The sequence below is a fragment of the Salinicoccus kekensis genome (assembly GCF_900220995.1).
Taxonomy (GTDB): Bacteria; Bacillota; Bacilli; order Staphylococcales; family Salinicoccaceae; genus Lacicoccus; species Lacicoccus kekensis.
The window spans coordinates 44,020-59,197 of record NZ_OBQF01000001.1 but is presented as its reverse complement, the minus strand read 5'-3'; the positions used below and the strand labels follow the sequence as shown (position 1 = coordinate 59,197).

The 15,178-nt window shown below is 46.8% G+C and carries 15 protein-coding genes; 4 read left to right on the top strand and 11 right to left on the bottom strand.

Annotation, left to right across the window (positions count from 1 at the left end):
• Positions 1 to 316: 316 nt before the first annotated feature.
• From CRN96_RS00260 to CRN96_RS00235, 6 genes are all read right to left on the bottom strand, one after another.
• Positions 317 to 1,486 (bottom strand): glycosyltransferase family 4 protein, encoded by a 1,170-nt coding sequence (locus tag CRN96_RS00260; RefSeq protein WP_097038023.1) that lies wholly within the window; start codon positions 1,484 to 1,486, stop codon positions 317 to 319.
• Positions 1,487 to 1,535: 49 nt separating this feature from the next.
• The gene (locus tag CRN96_RS00255) at positions 1,536 to 2,303 is read right to left on the bottom strand and encodes a formyltransferase family protein (RefSeq protein ID WP_097038022.1); all 768 of its coding nucleotides are present in this window, start codon (positions 2,301 to 2,303) and stop codon (positions 1,536 to 1,538) included.
• Positions 2,296 to 3,285, bottom strand: coding sequence for a polysaccharide deacetylase family protein (locus CRN96_RS00250; RefSeq protein ID WP_097038021.1), 990 nt, complete (start codon positions 3,283 to 3,285; stop codon positions 2,296 to 2,298). The genes CRN96_RS00255 and CRN96_RS00250 overlap by 8 nt, the downstream gene beginning before the upstream one ends.
• Positions 3,286 to 3,346: 61 nt before the next feature.
• Complete coding sequence (locus tag CRN96_RS00245; RefSeq protein ID WP_097038020.1) at positions 3,347 to 4,012, bottom strand: PIG-L deacetylase family protein; 666 nt, start codon at positions 4,010 to 4,012, stop codon at positions 3,347 to 3,349.
• Positions 4,013 to 4,034: 22 nt separating this feature from the next.
• Positions 4,035 to 4,937 (bottom strand): methionyl-tRNA formyltransferase, encoded by a 903-nt coding sequence (locus tag CRN96_RS00240; RefSeq protein ID WP_097038019.1) that lies wholly within the window; start codon positions 4,935 to 4,937, stop codon positions 4,035 to 4,037.
• Positions 4,938 to 4,956: 19 nt separating this feature from the next.
• Positions 4,957 to 5,538 carry a sugar transferase gene (locus CRN96_RS00235; protein ID WP_097038018.1) on the bottom strand — a complete coding sequence of 194 codons (582 nt, stop codon included), beginning with the start codon at positions 5,536 to 5,538 and terminating at the stop codon, positions 4,957 to 4,959.
• A 517-nt stretch (positions 5,539 to 6,055) separates the two neighbouring features.
• Between CRN96_RS00235 and CRN96_RS00230 the strand changes: the two genes are divergently transcribed.
• Positions 6,056 to 7,372: a S8 family peptidase gene (locus tag CRN96_RS00230; RefSeq protein ID WP_097038017.1), complete on the top strand. Its 1,317-nt coding sequence runs from the start codon at positions 6,056 to 6,058 to the stop codon at positions 7,370 to 7,372.
• Positions 7,373 to 7,465: 93 nt separating this feature from the next.
• On the opposite strand, the gene CRN96_RS00225 is transcribed toward CRN96_RS00230, so the two are convergent.
• Positions 7,466 to 7,891: a CBS domain-containing protein gene (locus CRN96_RS00225; protein ID WP_097038016.1), complete on the bottom strand. Its 426-nt coding sequence runs from the start codon at positions 7,889 to 7,891 to the stop codon at positions 7,466 to 7,468.
• Positions 7,892 to 8,064: 173 nt separating this feature from the next.
• Here CRN96_RS00225 and CRN96_RS00220 point away from each other — a divergent pair, with 173 nt between their 5' ends.
• Entirely contained in the window at positions 8,065 to 8,466 is a 402-nt protein-coding gene (locus CRN96_RS00220; RefSeq protein WP_179647057.1) for a potassium channel family protein, read from the top strand.
• A gap of 36 nt (positions 8,467 to 8,502) precedes the next feature.
• Here the strand turns inward: CRN96_RS00220 and CRN96_RS00215 are convergent, their stop codons facing one another.
• Positions 8,503 to 9,252 carry an SDR family NAD(P)-dependent oxidoreductase gene (locus tag CRN96_RS00215; RefSeq protein ID WP_097038014.1) on the bottom strand — a complete coding sequence of 250 codons (750 nt, stop codon included), beginning with the start codon at positions 9,250 to 9,252 and terminating at the stop codon, positions 8,503 to 8,505.
• 110 nt (positions 9,253 to 9,362) lie between these two features.
• Here CRN96_RS00215 and CRN96_RS00210 point away from each other — a divergent pair, with 110 nt between their 5' ends.
• The gene (locus tag CRN96_RS00210; RefSeq protein WP_097038013.1) at positions 9,363 to 9,974 is read left to right on the top strand and encodes a hypothetical protein; all 612 of its coding nucleotides are present in this window, start codon (positions 9,363 to 9,365) and stop codon (positions 9,972 to 9,974) included.
• Between the two features lie 142 nt (positions 9,975 to 10,116).
• Here CRN96_RS00210 and CRN96_RS00205 read toward each other — a convergent pair whose 3' ends face one another.
• The 3 genes from CRN96_RS00205 to CRN96_RS00195 form a co-directional block, all read right to left on the bottom strand.
• Positions 10,117 to 11,274, bottom strand: a complete 1,158-nt coding sequence (locus CRN96_RS00205) for a benzoate/H(+) symporter BenE family transporter (protein ID WP_097038012.1) — start codon at positions 11,272 to 11,274, stop codon at positions 10,117 to 10,119.
• Between the two features lie 168 nt (positions 11,275 to 11,442).
• Positions 11,443 to 12,897, bottom strand: a complete 1,455-nt coding sequence (locus CRN96_RS00200; RefSeq protein WP_097038011.1) for a TcaA second domain-containing protein — start codon at positions 12,895 to 12,897, stop codon at positions 11,443 to 11,445.
• A gap of 22 nt (positions 12,898 to 12,919) precedes the next feature.
• The gene (locus CRN96_RS00195; RefSeq protein WP_097038010.1) at positions 12,920 to 13,723 is read right to left on the bottom strand and encodes a zinc ribbon domain-containing protein; all 804 of its coding nucleotides are present in this window, start codon (positions 13,721 to 13,723) and stop codon (positions 12,920 to 12,922) included.
• A gap of 200 nt (positions 13,724 to 13,923) precedes the next feature.
• Here CRN96_RS00195 and CRN96_RS00190 point away from each other — a divergent pair, with 200 nt between their 5' ends.
• On the top strand, positions 13,924 to 15,003 hold the full coding sequence (locus CRN96_RS00190; protein WP_179647056.1) for a C45 family autoproteolytic acyltransferase/hydrolase: 1,080 nt from the start codon (positions 13,924 to 13,926) through the stop codon (positions 15,001 to 15,003).
• Positions 15,004 to 15,178: the final 175 nt, after the last annotated feature.

Sequence of the window (15,178 nt, the reverse complement as noted above, 5' to 3'; positions counted from 1 at the left end):
AAAGTTACCATTAACTAAAATAAACTAATTATTTATTAGAATCTTCTGATTATTATATCTTTAAATTACTATTTTAGAGTATATTATCTCTTTTTTATATAGATATCGAGTTATATAGCGGTATAGCATGTCAAATTAACAGTCAGTTTCATTAATTTAAAGTAAAAGACTCTATATCGAGACACCTAAAATACTGAATGATATGCATAAGTTTTCATATATGAAAAACAGGGGATATTATTAATCAATTTGCTTAAAAAAAATAAAAAATGAGGGAGTGACCTCAAAAGTCGCTCCCTCACTAAAATATAATTATCTATAAATGCTCTGCTTCTTCTGCCGGTACTTGAGAAACATCAAGACTGTCGTAAAACTTCAGTAATTCTTCCTGCATGAAGCGCCTGTCGAAATGATCTGCCACGAATTTACGCGAATCTCCGGCCATATTGTCCAACACTTCCGGACTCTCCATAAGGTGACTAATTGCCTGCGTCAGACCTTCCGCATCCTTACTCTTTGTGATCATACCTGTCTGTCCGTCAAGAAGCGTATCCCTCGCCCCCGTCACATTGAACGTCACGACGGGCACCCCCATTGCCTGTGCCTCGATGCTGACGTTACCGAACCCCTCTCGGTAGGTCGGGAAGACGAACAGGTCCATCAAAAGGTAATACTTTTGGATGTCCAGCGTGTAGCCGCACAGTATGATATTTTCATTTTCATGGATTTTATCAATATTCTCCTGTTCAATGGCATCACTGTCCTCGAAATCCCCGACGAGCAAAAGCTTCACATCGGGACGGTCCTCGGACAATGCCTCAAATGCCTCGACCAGTTCATTACAGCCCTTATCCCTGGTGATGCGTCCGATGTAGCCCATGACGAAGTCATCCGGGCCGATGCCAAGTTCTTCCTTCAGTGCCTTGACCTGCTCCATCGGAATCTTCTCAGGATCGAATTTCTCCAGATCGATGCCGTTGCTGCTGCCTGTGCCGATCCGCATCACCTTATCCGGCTTCACGAGTCCCCTCTTGACCACTTCCTGTTCAAGACTCTCTGAAATGACGATCACATGGGTGCTGAGCAGACATGCAATTCTTTCAGTAAGATGCAGCACTTTGGATTTGGCGCCTTTCACGGTCTCGAGCCTGAGCCCCCTGATGATGTAGATGCGTGTGCCTGTACCATTCAGGAAACCCGCAATCATACCGAGCAGCCCGGCTTTCGCCGTACTGAAATTTATGATGTCCGGTGATTCCCCCCTTAAATATAAGAAGAGTTTATAAAGTGCAGATATGTCTTTAGTGATATTGATTTCCCTTTCAAACGGTATATGATCCAATTCGATATCTTTGTACGTCTTATCGAAATCATTGTTGCATACGATTTTCACTTCATAGCCGTTTTGTTCAAGATATTTCACCTGATCCCTCAAAAACAGCACACTCAGTGAAGAAGTGACCCCCTGTACGATTTTCCTTGTCATTTCAGACATCCCCTTTGTTATGCTCTTCATTACAAATATGACTGCAGTCCTACTTCACATTCCTGAACACTCTGCCGTAAACATATTCCCATAATGCAGGATGCGACCATATTGCACTTTCATCCGTGAGCGGCGGCACAAATTTCGCATCACCCTCCAGGACTTCCCGGACGATGGCATTATAGTTACGAAAAGCTGCGGCGGCCTGCAGATGGGTGTATGTCAGGAAGTTATCGTCACCGGTCACTTCTATCGTGTTCTGATCCAGGACCGTCCCCGTATCGATACCTGCATCGACGAAGTGCGTCGTCACCCCGGCGAGGTCATTATCAGCATTGTATAAAGCCCAATACCCGCCGTGTACACCCCTGTACTTCGGCGTGATGCCTACATGGATGTTCAAAAAAGGTGCGTCCACAGCATCCAGTATATGACTCTTGATGATCGGTGTACCATTGATGATGACAAGGTCCGGCCCAATTTCTTTAAGCGCCTGTTCCATCCGGACACCGTTCACGGAATCGATGTGCTCGATCTTTCCCTGTGGGATCTCAGTACTGTCCAGATCATGCTCACGCTGGATATCTTCAATCCGCTTCTCCGAGCGTTTCCGCAGATACAGCTTCGTATAAAGGACGAACATGATCTGTCCGATGACTTTGAAGATACCCAGCTTCCTGATCCGCCGCTTCAAAAAAGTTTTCCTGCTGCCGTCGCCCACGATGAACACTTTGGATATTTCGAATTCCTTTGACACATTATTATAGACGTAGTTCGACTGGTCGCCCGCACCGCATATCATCATGATATTATACATTCGCTCTCACCTTCTCCACGTAGGATTCCATACTGTCGGAACTGAAGTTATAAGTCTCGTTCAAATTTTTGAAGTGATTGATGATTTCCTTAAGGAAGCTGATGTTCTCATCCGTCAGGCCGGAGAAATTGTGCGGGTGCCACCACAGATGATAATAAAGGCCATGCTCTGCTGCATGCGACATTTCATTTTTGATCCGTCTCAGCTGCAGCTTCTTGAACCGCATGTTCCGCTTCGTCAGCGGACGCAGGAAGCGGCTCGCTTTGATGTTGTACAGCCCGTCTTCCGTTTCCGGCACGGGATGCGTGATATGCCCTGCGATATTCCAGTAAGTATCCAGCAGGTGTCCCGCCCTGATTGCGAGGTTGTCCGATGGACGCGTCCTGTAGATAAACTGATCCGGATTGCCCCTGTAGCTCCTGATGCCGTAATTCCTGAGCAGTGCCAGTGTGCCCGCATCGTACTGGTTCCTCGGGAACACGATGCTTTCAACACCGATATCCTTCTTTTCAGCCACGGCCATCGCTATCGACAGATCCTTTCTGAAATCTTCATTCGTCTGCCCTTTTTCAAGGCAGTAGTAATGCGAGAACGTATGGGTGCCGATGGTCTGATACCTTGAAGCTTTCAGCTGCTCCACCAATTCACTCGCAAAGAAGACCTCATCACTGTATTCCGAATGAGATAGAAGTGCCTCGAATGTGTTGTAATTATTGAGTTTTGCATCTTCATAGTCCGGCACTTCGACGTCCCGGAGCAACCGCTTCAAGTCATCAGCACTTTCAAGCATCAGCATCCCGACTGTCGACCAAGTGACTTTAATGTCGTTCTCCTCGAACACATTAATCAGTTCAGCCACCACACGCCGTGTCTTCTGCATCCGTGCCCTGTGCTTCTCAAGGCTTTCACAATCGATGTATCCCCAAAAAAGTTCAAAGTCCAAAGAAATGATAAATGAGCCGTCTTTCAATATTGCCACCATCCTTCATGTTTTTAAAAACCAAGACATTGCCCCTGATAAAAAAATAACCTCCCGAAAGAGATTATTCCACGACCTGCTTCCTGACCGCACGGATCAGCATGAAAGCTTCCGCATGGGCCACGTTGATGGTCGATCCCCTGTACATCGACAATGCCCGGATCGCTTCAAGCGACCTCGGATGGGGATATTGCTTCAATTCGGACTCATAATATTCCATCGCTTTGAGTTTATCTTCTATAGTATCCGTAATATCATAGAACACGTTCGGCATGAATACATTATCGACGGTCGGTGTGTTCCATTCCGTCTCCGACAGCGTCTCATACGCGAGTATCTCTTTTAAATCAGACACATTGAACGGGCGCAGTGCAACCATTGCACTGTATGTCACTTCGGCATGGTCAAAGTTCATATCCCCTTTATGCGGCACAAAGACGATATTGGGACTTACCTGCTGCACGACATCATGCACCCGGCCGTTGAAGTCCGCTGTATCATGATGCCTGAGGCCGATCATCGGCAGGTCGAGGAAATACGTTTCTTCAATTCCCAGAAAATCATGGGCCGCCTTCGCTTCAACCCGCAGATCCTTCGTCCATTCCGGATCCGGCGTACTCGTCACTTCACAGACATATACAGAATGTCCTGCCTTTACGTACTTGGCGATCGTCCCCCCGACGCCCAGCACTTCATCATCATTATGTGGTGCAAACACTAATATCTTCATTTCCCCCAAGCTCCCCTCAGCTTCAAATAAATTTATTCCCGTCGATGAACCTGACCCCGGATTCCGTTTCGTAATCCGTGATCCTCAATATGCCGTCCTTGCAGAATATATCGATGCCATCTTCACCTGCCTGGATGATCTGACCCGGCAGACCGTAATACTTGTTGTTTTCATGCACCTCGCCCCGCCAGAATATGATTTTCTTATCCTTATAAGTAGAAAAAGCACCCGGATAAGGCCTGGATGTCGCCCGGATCAATTTATGGATGTCACGAACGGAGTCGTTCCAATCGATCCTCCCGTCCTCCGGCACCCGCTTCAAAAGATATGTTGCGGCATTTTCATCCTGCAGCCGGGAAATCAGCGCATCATCCTTGATTTTCTGGACGACACGCGGCACCATCCGCTGCAGTGCAGCATTCAATGCCGCCTCCACATCCTCGGCATAATCGTCTTCACCGATCAGATAAGCTTCCTGATCGATTATTTCTCCTGTATCCGTCCCTTCATCTATGTAGAACAATGAAGATTTGGATTCCCTCACTCCAAGGAGTATTTGCCAGGGAATCGCAGCGCGGCCCCTGAACTTCGGCAATGCCGTCGGATGGAAACCGATGACCCCTTTCCGCGGCGCATTGATGATACGCTCGCTCACAAGCTGGGATAACCCGACGATAAAGATGTAATCAGGCGCCATCTCCTCCATCACGCGCACATGTGCATCATCATTGATGTTCTTGAAATCCACGTATTCCACATCATTTTCTCTAGCAATTTTGGATAAGTCGCTGTAGCCCGAGACATTCGCCGAGTGCTCCTCCTTAAGTGAAAACACTTTATCCGGAGGCATACCATTTTCAATCAGACTCCTTAATACGATTTCACTCGATATCACCGAACCTGCGAATATGATTCCATTCGACATATACATCCCCCTGTCTTCATCATTTTTTGAACCGTTCCTCCCCGAGCAGCACAATGAGGGCAGTCTTCAGCAGAATCCATATATCCAGGAACAGCGAAAACCGGCTGATGTAGCGGACGTCGTATTCTATCCTTTCATCCCAGGTAAGAGAAGCGTTTCCGTTCACCTGGGCAAGCCCCGTCATCCCAGGCTTCATATCAAGCCGCCGCCTTTGATGATCATCGTATTCCCGCACCTGCTGCTCAATCGTCGGCCTCGGTCCGACAAGGCTCATATCTCCCTTCAGCACATTCAAAAGCTGCGGCAGTTCATCAATCTTCAACCTTCTGATCAGCCTGCCGAATGCCGTCAGCCGCTCCGCATCCTTATCGAATGCAAAATTCGTCTCCGCATCCTTATCGACCTTCATGCTCCTGAACTTGAATATGGAATAAGGCCTCCCCTTATGACCGATCCTGTCCTGCATGAAGAAGACCGGGCCCGGCATTGTCACCACGATAAGCACAGCCGTGGCAATCAGAAGCGGCGAGAGCATCATCAATAATATGAAACTCACCATGACATCAATGCACCGTTTGATTTTTAAACTCAATTCTTTCATCGCTCATCCCCCGGAACCCCTTGATAAATATAACCATTAAGATGTAAATTTAATCAAATTTTGCATTAATATCCTTAAGACTATATTAATCACAATTAAAATATATGTCCACTAAATTTTTAACAATTCTCAAAAATCAGATTTCTATTGTTATTATCCTCAAGCCGCAAACATAAAAAAAGGCCCCGGGTATCCCCGGAGCCGAATCATATATTATATTATTTTTCTTCAATATTTCATCTGTGCAGCATAATCCCCTTCAAATGAAGTAAGCGCTCCCATACGCCTGATCACTGAATTTTTGGGGATAAAGCCGTATCCAAAAGATACACGAATTCCCATCCTCCGTCAACACATATTAGAGAATTTTTAAAATATTCTTTTAAATAGCTTGTCCCCACTCTCCCGAAGCTTTGATTCTATGGATAAAATTAACGCCAGATGTTATGATAAAATTACACAATAAGGACATGCCTCATCACGAGGCGGTATTTTTATTCAAAGGGAGGAGAAGCGGATGGAAAGAAGACAGAGGGTATGGTTTGAAGAGAATGACGGCAAGCTTGATCCGGCACTGGTTGCGGAACTCAGGAACATCCGGAAATTCAACTACCGTGCGGCGGAAGCAATTCCGACGGAGATACCGATCATCATCAAATGCCGGAAAAGCGCAGATGACGGGGAAAAGGAAGATCTGATACAGACTTGCAATGCCGATGAACACAGCCATCTCGATGCAGAAATCCGCATCATCAACAGCGTCAAAGGTGCACTCACCCCCGATATGATCAAGGAGGTCCGACATCATACAGCCGTTGAGAAAATCTACTACGATCGCCCGGTCCGGGCCTTCCTCGACATCACCGATGATCAGATCGGTTCGAGGCGGATCAGGGAACAGCATCAGCTGAGCGGGAAAGGTGTGACGATTGCGGTGCTCGACACCGGCATCCACCCGCATGCGGACCTCACGACGCCGGAAAACCGTATCATCGCATTTCATGACCTCATTAACGGTGAGGAGGAACCATATGACGACAACGGCCACGGCACACACTGCGCAGGAGATGCTGCAGGGAACGGTGCCATGTCCGGCGGCAAGTACACAGGCCCCGCCCCTGAAGCTTCACTCATCGGGGTGAAAGTGCTGGATGCCTCAGGCGGCGGCAGCTTATCCACCATCATCGAAGGCATCGAATGGTGCATCGATAATAAAGACAATCATGATATCGACATCATCAACCTGTCGCTCGGGGCGGACGCCTACGAATCATTCAGGGAGGACCCGTTATCCATGGCCGCCCAGCAAGCATGGCACAGCGGATTGATCGTCTGTGCCGCAGCAGGCAACAGCGGCCCCGGCCCATCTACCATCGGCACACCGGCCATCAATCCGTTCATCATCACGGTCGGCGCAGTGGATGATCAGGATACAGTCGAACGTTCTGATGATGCGATCGCCGACTACTCCAGCCGCGGTCCGACAATCGATGCTTTCGTGAAACCGGATATATACGCACCCGGCACCGACATCATCTCACTCCGCTCGCCCGGCTCACATTCCGAGATGGAGCTCGTTGAGCAAATCATCGACGAGCATTATATCCAGATGTCCGGCACCTCCATGGCGACACCAATCGTTGCAGGCGTCATCGCACTGATGCTTGAAGCGAGCCCGAACTTGAGCCCGAACGACATCAAGAGCATACTACAGATGACCGGGGAGCCCGCCTTCGGCAAGCAGTGGGGTTACATTGAAGCACAAACCGCAGTGGACACCGCCATGAGCTATGCGCAGAACATGCAGCAGTCCGCCTCAGGGAACACCTGGTAGAGTTTTACAACCATATATTTCTTTTATTAAACAAAAGATCCCGGACAGAATTCTGTCTGGGATTTCGCTTTATATTTGAGTGAATCATATTTTTTATCTGTCCGGCTCGGCTGGTTTTGAAATATCTTCCAATGCCACTTCCGAATCTTCCGGGTCATCCTGTTTCACCGCAACGTCTCCGAGTGAAACGATGCCAACCACTTCATCATCTTCCAGTATCGGCAGACGGCGTATTTGCGCGCTCCGCATAATTTCAGCCGCTTCTTCGACGTCCATATCCCTGGAACCGGTCGCCGTGCTCTTGGAAATGATTCTTCCAACCGGCGCATCCAGCGGGAACTGCGAGGCGATGCCTCTGATGACCAGGTCACGGTCGGTGACGATCCCTTTCAATCCGTCGTCGCCGACGACAGGGATTGCCCCTACATCCAAATCCTTCATCATTGATGCCACTTGTTCTATCGTTGCTTCCGGGGAAACTGTCTCAACGTCAGTCGTCATAATTTCTGTGACTTTCATTAATAATGCCTCCTTGGAAACTTGTATTCATCTTACATATAACGTTTACCACATCGCCTGAGCAGTTAAACATACAGTCCTTTCATGTTTGAATCAGCACAAACAGGAAATTAATAAGTAAATATACACAGTGCCAATAAAGTGCGCCATAAATGAATTCCAGGGGGGATTGGATGGGATATGCACTGCTTATTGTCTTCATCATATTTTTTCTGTATCAGCTCGGGGCTTTTGCCAAGAAGAAAGGTGAAATGCAGGAGACGCACAAGTTCTCCATGCAGTGGCCGCTGTACTTGTACATCTTCACGGTGATGACCGGTCTGCTGCTCAGCTTTGCGGTGATCTACTATTTGATATCACTGGATGGGCCGATACTGATCGACAATATCCAAGGCGAAGTGATGGAAGAACATGACTTCGCAGAAATGCTCTACTACAGCGGCGTGACACTTTTATCCATCGGTTACGGCGATCTGACACCGATCGGACCCGTCCGGTACATCTCGCTGTTCGAGGCATTCCTCGGCATCGTCGTCCCTACTGTGATCTTCATCAAGGAGATCACCAAAAGCTGAAATGAAAAAGGCAACCATTGAAGGCTGCCACGAAAGTTATTTTACATTGGTGAAGCCGCCGTCGATGCGGATGACTTCGCCGTTAATATACTCCGCTTTTGAAGTGAGGAGGAACGTCACAAGCTCCGCCACTTCTTCCGGTGTGCCGAGACGCTTCTGCGGGATGCCGCTTTCAGCGTTTTCCTTCATTTCAGGATTGTCCTTATAGAAGTTCCGGACCATTTCCGTCTCCGTCGGCCCCGGTGCGATCGCGTTGACTCTGAGACCGTCTTTTGCGTATTCAGCCACCATGCTTTTTGTAAGACCGATGATGCCGTGCTTAGTCGCGGAATAAATGACCACGGAATCCTGACCGATGACGCCGGCGCTTGAAGCGGTGTTAACGATCGCGCCGCTGCCCTGCTTCTTCATGACTTCCGCCACATGACGGACACCGTACAATGCACCGAGCAGGTTGATGCCGACGATCTTTTCAATTTCATCGATATCGGAATCAAGGAAGTATTTACCGCTGCCGGAAATGCCGGCATTGTTGAAGAAGTAGTCGATCGTGCCGAAATGCGACACCGTCTCGTCCACATAATTTTTAACGTCTTCATTTTTCGATACATCCGCTTTGATGAAGATGGCATCTGCCCCCTTGTCCTTCACCATTTCCACCGTGCGGTTGCCGCCCTCTTCACTGATGTCCACGACGGAGATGTTGACGCCCTCCTCTGCGAGGCGCACCGCCGTCGCCTGGCCGAGGCCGCTGCCCCCGCCTGTGATGATGGCAACTTTACTCATATATATCATCCTTTCGAATTGAATGGTTGATTCATTTACATCCACAATCATTCCCGGACATTCGAAATATAAAACATTTGGAAATTATATAAAAAGAGAGGCAGACGAATATGGAAAATACATTAAGATGGATTCATGAGTTCCTCGATGTGATACTGTCGAACTTCAATATGGCATGGCTGCTGCTCATCGTCATCATCGTATACCATAAACAGATACTGGACCTTCTTGGGAGAGTCACCAGGATCGGTTTTCATGATGCCTACGTCAACTTTCGAGCCAGACAGTTGAGTGAGGATTTGGGGAATGCAGTAAAAAGTCATGATGCAGAAGACAGGGAGATTCCGCCTGTCGGCGCCGGTGGCTTGCCGGGTGGAACACTGGCTGCTACATCCACAGACAGCGAAATGATGCGGCTGCTTACGGACAATAACATCCTCATCGGTTTTTATTATGAAAATGGCAGCAATGCAACGATCACGAGGATGTATAAGTTTTTAGAGGCAGAGCTGGAAAGGCGATACTCGGTCGACTTCACAAATGCCAGGCAGGCCGAGCGGACGATCAAGGAACGCGACGGTGAAGTCTACAGGATATTCAGGAAGCTGAAGGAAGTCTATGCCGCGACGCTTGAGCATGATAAAGAAGACCTTTGGAAGCTTGAGGATGTGATCAATTATTCCTTTCTGATCAAAATTGCGTTGAACAAAATTGAAATATAACGATTGTTCCCAACAGCCCATTACATGCTTCAATGAAGGTTAAACTTCCAGAATCCTGAGCATCTATTCTATATAATACTCCGGCAGGACAGGGGCAGCTGCGGGAACTGGAGAGATTCCAGGAAACTTCTCCGGCCATCCCTCAGTCTGCTTTCTTTATAAAAATTGAGTACAAAATTGTACCTGCAATCAAACTCAGCAGGGGTGCTGATAAAATGTAAATGTTGATATTTATTGCTGAAATGAAAAATGAAATCAGCATAATGATGATGCTGGCTTTTGATTTCAGGTTTTTTAAACTTTTGAAGCAGTTCAGTAAAATGCCCAGCAAAGTGAGTATGACGATGATGGATATCAATTGTGCCGGAATTGCACCCATCAGGGTGATCATCAAAGGTGCAAGCATTCCAAAAAGCACGATTAGAATTCCAGCCACCAGTGCGCTTTTGTATCTCTCACTTTTCGCCCCGGACTCCTCATTACTGCAGATTGTCGTCGACATGCCGCCTATCCCGGCTGCATGCCCACCGAATAAACTGACGATGGATGTGCCAATGCCTGAAGATAAAACCACTTGCTGAAAAGGCACTTCGTAGCCATTCTTCTTTAAAGCACTTAAAGAGATGGAAACTTCATTGCTCAGTATCATTACAGCAACAGGCAGCGAAATCACAGTAATGGTCACCAAATCAATTTGCGGCACTATGAACTCCACCGTAAAGAACACTTGATCAACCTCAAAGTTTTCAAACCCAACAAACAAGCCGGTTATAAAAACCACTGCCAAGCCGCCAAAAAAACCCGGGATATTTTCAATGTATAACTGCACCAGAAAATAAGCTATAACTGATACTACCAGTACCAGTATATAGATTGATAAATCCAAGACCGAATTAAGTATATAATTCACCACTATACCTGCGAGCATTCCTTCTATAATATAATTCGGTATGGAAAGGATGAAGTCCCTCAGGAATTTCAATTGGCTGATCACCAGAAGTAGCAGGCCGGCAATTAAATATCCCCCCACCATCTCGTTGATGCTGAAACCCTGCATCACCGGTATTAAGTAGATTGCGGTAGCTAAAGAATGGGCACCAATCAGAGGCATCCTGTATTTAAGCGTTAACACCAGACTGACTAAGCCACCGACCACGTATATAGAAGACATCCACGAAAAAAGCTGTGATTCAATCATTCCCAGTCCCTGGGCAGATTCAATGATCACCATGCCTGAGAAGGATGTTAACAAAGCAGCTATTATGCCAGTAAAAATATGTTCCGGTTTAAAAGTCTTCATAATCTAAAGCCCTTCCAACATATATATGAATTACCGCCCTGCTCTTCCTATAAAAGAGTAGTACAACGATTTTACAGACCACCATAAAAATACGACTATCATTAATATGTATTTTATATGTTTTCCCAATAAAATAACACCGGAGTATGACACTCCGGTGTTAAAATATTAAAGATCTTCAAAACTCACGATTTCAAGCTCAAGTGTTTCCGGATCATAATCGACGTTGTACCGTGTATTGAAATCGATTGGATCATCCAGGCTGTCATAATCCCTCGTGCTCTCCACATCAATCGTCATTGTATTGCCGTCTTGAGAAAAGTTCGAGGCACTGATGTTGGTGATGAACATCCCTTCAAATGTGCCGTTATCCAGATTGCTCTGGAGAGTGGCATAGGCACTGGAATCTTCATCGAGGTATGGATCGACTTCATTGATGTCTTCAAATAGATACATCATTTCAAGGGCAAACAGGTAATCGCGGACAAAATTCTCCACGTTCTCCTCCATATCCTCTTCAAAGGATTCCCTTTCAGCATCCGCCATTTCTGCAGTGCGTTCGGCTTCACCGGCTTCAGATATCGCATCTTCATCAAATTCCAGATTTACTGAATACACCGGCTCCATACCGCCCGCGGAATAAATATCTTCAGCTTCATCGGCATCGATCTGGACCATTTCTGCATCACTCTCAAAAGTTTCACCTGCGTAATCCAGTGTGGCGCCCACAGCCAGTTCCTCACCGAAAGCATACGGCCCCACCCTGTTATCATAATCGCTCAAGTCCACATTGACCGCTTCATCATTCACATTGACAGTGATATCCTCTTCATCGATGCCCTCCCAAAACAGGGAAGTGGCATTTTCATCAAACGTCAGGTAGAAGAAGCCCGGATTCAAAAATGCAGTTTCGCCATATTCGAAATCCACCTGCATCGTCGAGTCATAAGATTCTTCGTCAATGACTGCAGCCCCTTCAAACTCATAAATCCCCGGAACCAGTTCGGCAAACTTCTCGTTGTCCGAATTCCACTGTTGTTCCGTTTCATCCATTGTATAAGTGAATGCATCAATATCATAATCGTCTGAAGCATAAACATTGAAGCGCGGTATCGTGAAATTATAGTCGTCGAAGAAAAGATACTGTGTGCCATTACTGCCGACAGACAGCAGTGGATACAGCCCGTCATGCACTTCGTTCCCGGGTACCTGCTCATCCAGGTAATACTTCAGATCTTCAATCCAGGTCTGATATTGTGAAAACCCGGAATTGCGGTCGATATAGGCGATATGCGCCTCGGCTTCATCCAGGGTGATGTCATTATCGACGGCATTCCTCAACCCCTCCGCATCTTCATTCGTGACCGCTTCAGCGATCGTATCCAATTGGTTGTCAGGCGACAATGCATTCGCAATCAGACTGTAGGCCACCGCAAGTACAATTGCCGCGAGAGCGACCGCTCCAATGATGATGCCGATCCTTCTCTTCTTTTTTGGGTCCATCGGCGCAGGTGCCGGACGGGCCTGCTTCTCTTTCTCCTGCTCGTCGACCTTTTGGCCGCAATTGGTGCATACTTTGACATCCGGGCGGATTTCCTGCCCGCAATTCTTACAATATTTCATTATTCTGCTCCTCTTCCATTACTTAAAACATCATCATACGTTCGATATCATATAAAAAATTAGCGAAGAAAGTGATCATGAAGATCCTTATGATGAGGTAGAATACGATGGCGACCAAGACAAAATAGATGATGATCGCATAAAAACTGTCGAACTTCACGTTATTGTTCTCTGCATATCTCAGCATTAGGTAGATTGGTGTGGTGATGAACAATAAAAACCCGATCAGCCCGGCAATGATCCCCAGTTCATAAAGGGTCACCAGATTCAGTAAAGCCGCCAGGATGAAAAATGAAATGGTGATGACCATGGTGACGGCGTAATCATTGAAGACACGGTGCCAATGCTGATTCTGACGGATGACGATAGCGAGCAGCAGATATGTAACACCAAAGAACACCGCAACCATGATTGCAAGCACGATCAGCATTTCAAATAATGTGGAGAACGTGATGAATAACTCCCCCATTGCCACCCGCATCTGTATGAAAGTGAGCAGGGATGCAAGCAGTATAAGCAGACCGACAGTACCGGAAGTCACGCCGATATTGAAGCTGGAACCGATCGTCCGGCCGGGTGATAGCAGTGCTGCTTTAAAGAATGAAAGCACTTCGGAAAAGTAGGATGGCCCTCCTCCAGCTTGATGATCTGCGGCATGAGGCGCATCGGCGTATGCCGTTTCCTCGTTATTATATGTTGCGCTGTTGCTTCCACTCTCTGAAGCGGTATGTATGGTGGCTTCACTCTTACCTGCGAGCGCATAGCCGCACTCACCGCAGAACTTGTCCCCCTCGAAAATTTCGGCACTGCAATTCGGGCATTTCATGAAATTCCTCCTTATTTAAATTAACCCAAAGTATACCAGTAAAATATTTACAGGGCAATGAGGTACGGAGCTGTATAGTCTTCACCTACCTTGAGTATCTTGTGTATGTCATGGGTATATACTTATTACACAAAGGGCTTTATTATACTTAATACTGATTCAAAATGAATCTTTCAATAAAACAAGGGGTGCAGTAAATTTTGAAGCATTTAAAAATACAGGGAAAGGCTTATGAGATTGGTTACCAGCACGGTGCGGAGGCAAAAAAGGAAGTGCATTACAGCTTGGATTCATATGAACGATTGTTCCATCATGAGAAGAATATCGGATGGAATGAGGCACGTGAAATCGCTAAAGATCATATAAACTATCTTGACCGGCACGGGGATGGGTTCCTGGAAGAGATTGAAGGGATCGCCAAAGGGGCATCCGTCGATTTTGAAGATATCCTGGCACTCAACACCAGAAGTGAGGTCGCCCTGACAGGAAATACGGATGGCTGCACAAGCTTCGGGGTCATCAGTCCGGGGAGTGGAAATTTGTTTCTCTCTCAGACATGGGACTGGCGGCCGTCTCAGAAGAGGAGTCTTCTGACGTTGGATATAGAAACAGACGGGACAGAGGTCGTCATGGTGACTGAAGCGGGCATCCTCGGAAAAATCGGCATGAACAACCATGGGCTTGGTGTATGCCTGAATGCCCTCCGGGTGAATGACCGTCAGCCCACCCTGCCGATTCATATTACCTTAAGGAAAATATTAAACTCAGGCGATATCGATGAAGCTCTTGAAATTATTCAGAATAAGGAGGTAGCTTCTGCCGCCAATCTTCTTGTCGGTCAGGATGACTCAGACAGTATGCGGAGAATCGTTAATAATGAAGTGACGGTGACACATATTGACTCACGAGAAATCACCAAAACCGGGCATGTATATCATACCAACCATATATGCTCACCAGAGATACTGGACAACTTGGAAACTGAGCATTCCTCCCATGAAAACTCCTATCAAAGACTGGAGAAGATTGATGAACTGATCAGCACAGCAATCGAAGAAAATGAGCCGATTAATCATCAACAGATCAGGGAGTGGCTGTCCAACCATGACAACGCACCTTATACGATATGCAGGCACGGCGGCAACCCGGCAAGATCCCATTATACGGATACGGTCACTGCATTCGGAATCAGCATGAACCTCACAAAGAGAAACCTTCACATCATGGAAGGCACACCGTGCTCACCAACGGGAACACATTATCACGAATTTAGCAGTTGATTATCTAAATAAAAGCCTGAAGAGGATTTAATGATTTACTAAATCCTCTTCAGGCTCTGTAATTTCTTCCGGAAAAACTTCTGGATTGGTTTCTATAAGTTGCAATAAACGCTCGGCTGGAGCACTTGGTCTATTGATATCTACCTCTCACGCCTCCACCGTTTTTTAGATACAC

What these genes read in the sequence shown, in the direction of transcription:
- CRN96_RS00260 (WP_097038023.1), bottom strand. Translation starts at nt 1,486, where the DNA reads ATGACAAGGAAAATCGTACAGGGGGTCACTTCTTCACTGAGTGTGCTG.
- CRN96_RS00255 (WP_097038022.1), bottom strand. Translation starts at nt 2,303, where the DNA reads ATGTATAATATCATGATGATATGCGGTGCGGGCGACCAGTCGAACTAC.
- CRN96_RS00250 (WP_097038021.1), bottom strand. Translation starts at nt 3,285, where the DNA reads ATGGTGGCAATATTGAAAGACGGCTCATTTATCATTTCTTTGGACTTT.
- CRN96_RS00245 (WP_097038020.1), bottom strand. Translation starts at nt 4,012, where the DNA reads ATGAAGATATTAGTGTTTGCACCACATAATGATGATGAAGTGCTGGGC.
- CRN96_RS00240 (WP_097038019.1), bottom strand. Translation starts at nt 4,937, where the DNA reads ATGTCGAATGGAATCATATTCGCAGGTTCGGTGATATCGAGTGAAATC.
- CRN96_RS00235 (WP_097038018.1), bottom strand. Translation starts at nt 5,538, where the DNA reads ATGAAAGAATTGAGTTTAAAAATCAAACGGTGCATTGATGTCATGGTG.
- CRN96_RS00230 (WP_097038017.1), top strand. Translation starts at nt 6,056, where the DNA reads ATGGAAAGAAGACAGAGGGTATGGTTTGAAGAGAATGACGGCAAGCTT.
- CRN96_RS00225 (WP_097038016.1), bottom strand. Translation starts at nt 7,891, where the DNA reads ATGAAAGTCACAGAAATTATGACGACTGACGTTGAGACAGTTTCCCCG.
- CRN96_RS00220 (WP_179647057.1), top strand. Translation starts at nt 8,065, where the DNA reads ATGGGATATGCACTGCTTATTGTCTTCATCATATTTTTTCTGTATCAG.
- CRN96_RS00215 (WP_097038014.1), bottom strand. Translation starts at nt 9,252, where the DNA reads ATGAGTAAAGTTGCCATCATCACAGGCGGGGGCAGCGGCCTCGGCCAG.
- CRN96_RS00210 (WP_097038013.1), top strand. Translation starts at nt 9,363, where the DNA reads ATGGAAAATACATTAAGATGGATTCATGAGTTCCTCGATGTGATACTG.
- CRN96_RS00205 (WP_097038012.1), bottom strand. Translation starts at nt 11,274, where the DNA reads ATGAAGACTTTTAAACCGGAACATATTTTTACTGGCATAATAGCTGCT.
- CRN96_RS00200 (WP_097038011.1), bottom strand. Translation starts at nt 12,897, where the DNA reads ATGAAATATTGTAAGAATTGCGGGCAGGAAATCCGCCCGGATGTCAAA.
- CRN96_RS00195 (WP_097038010.1), bottom strand. Translation starts at nt 13,723, where the DNA reads ATGAAATGCCCGAATTGCAGTGCCGAAATTTTCGAGGGGGACAAGTTC.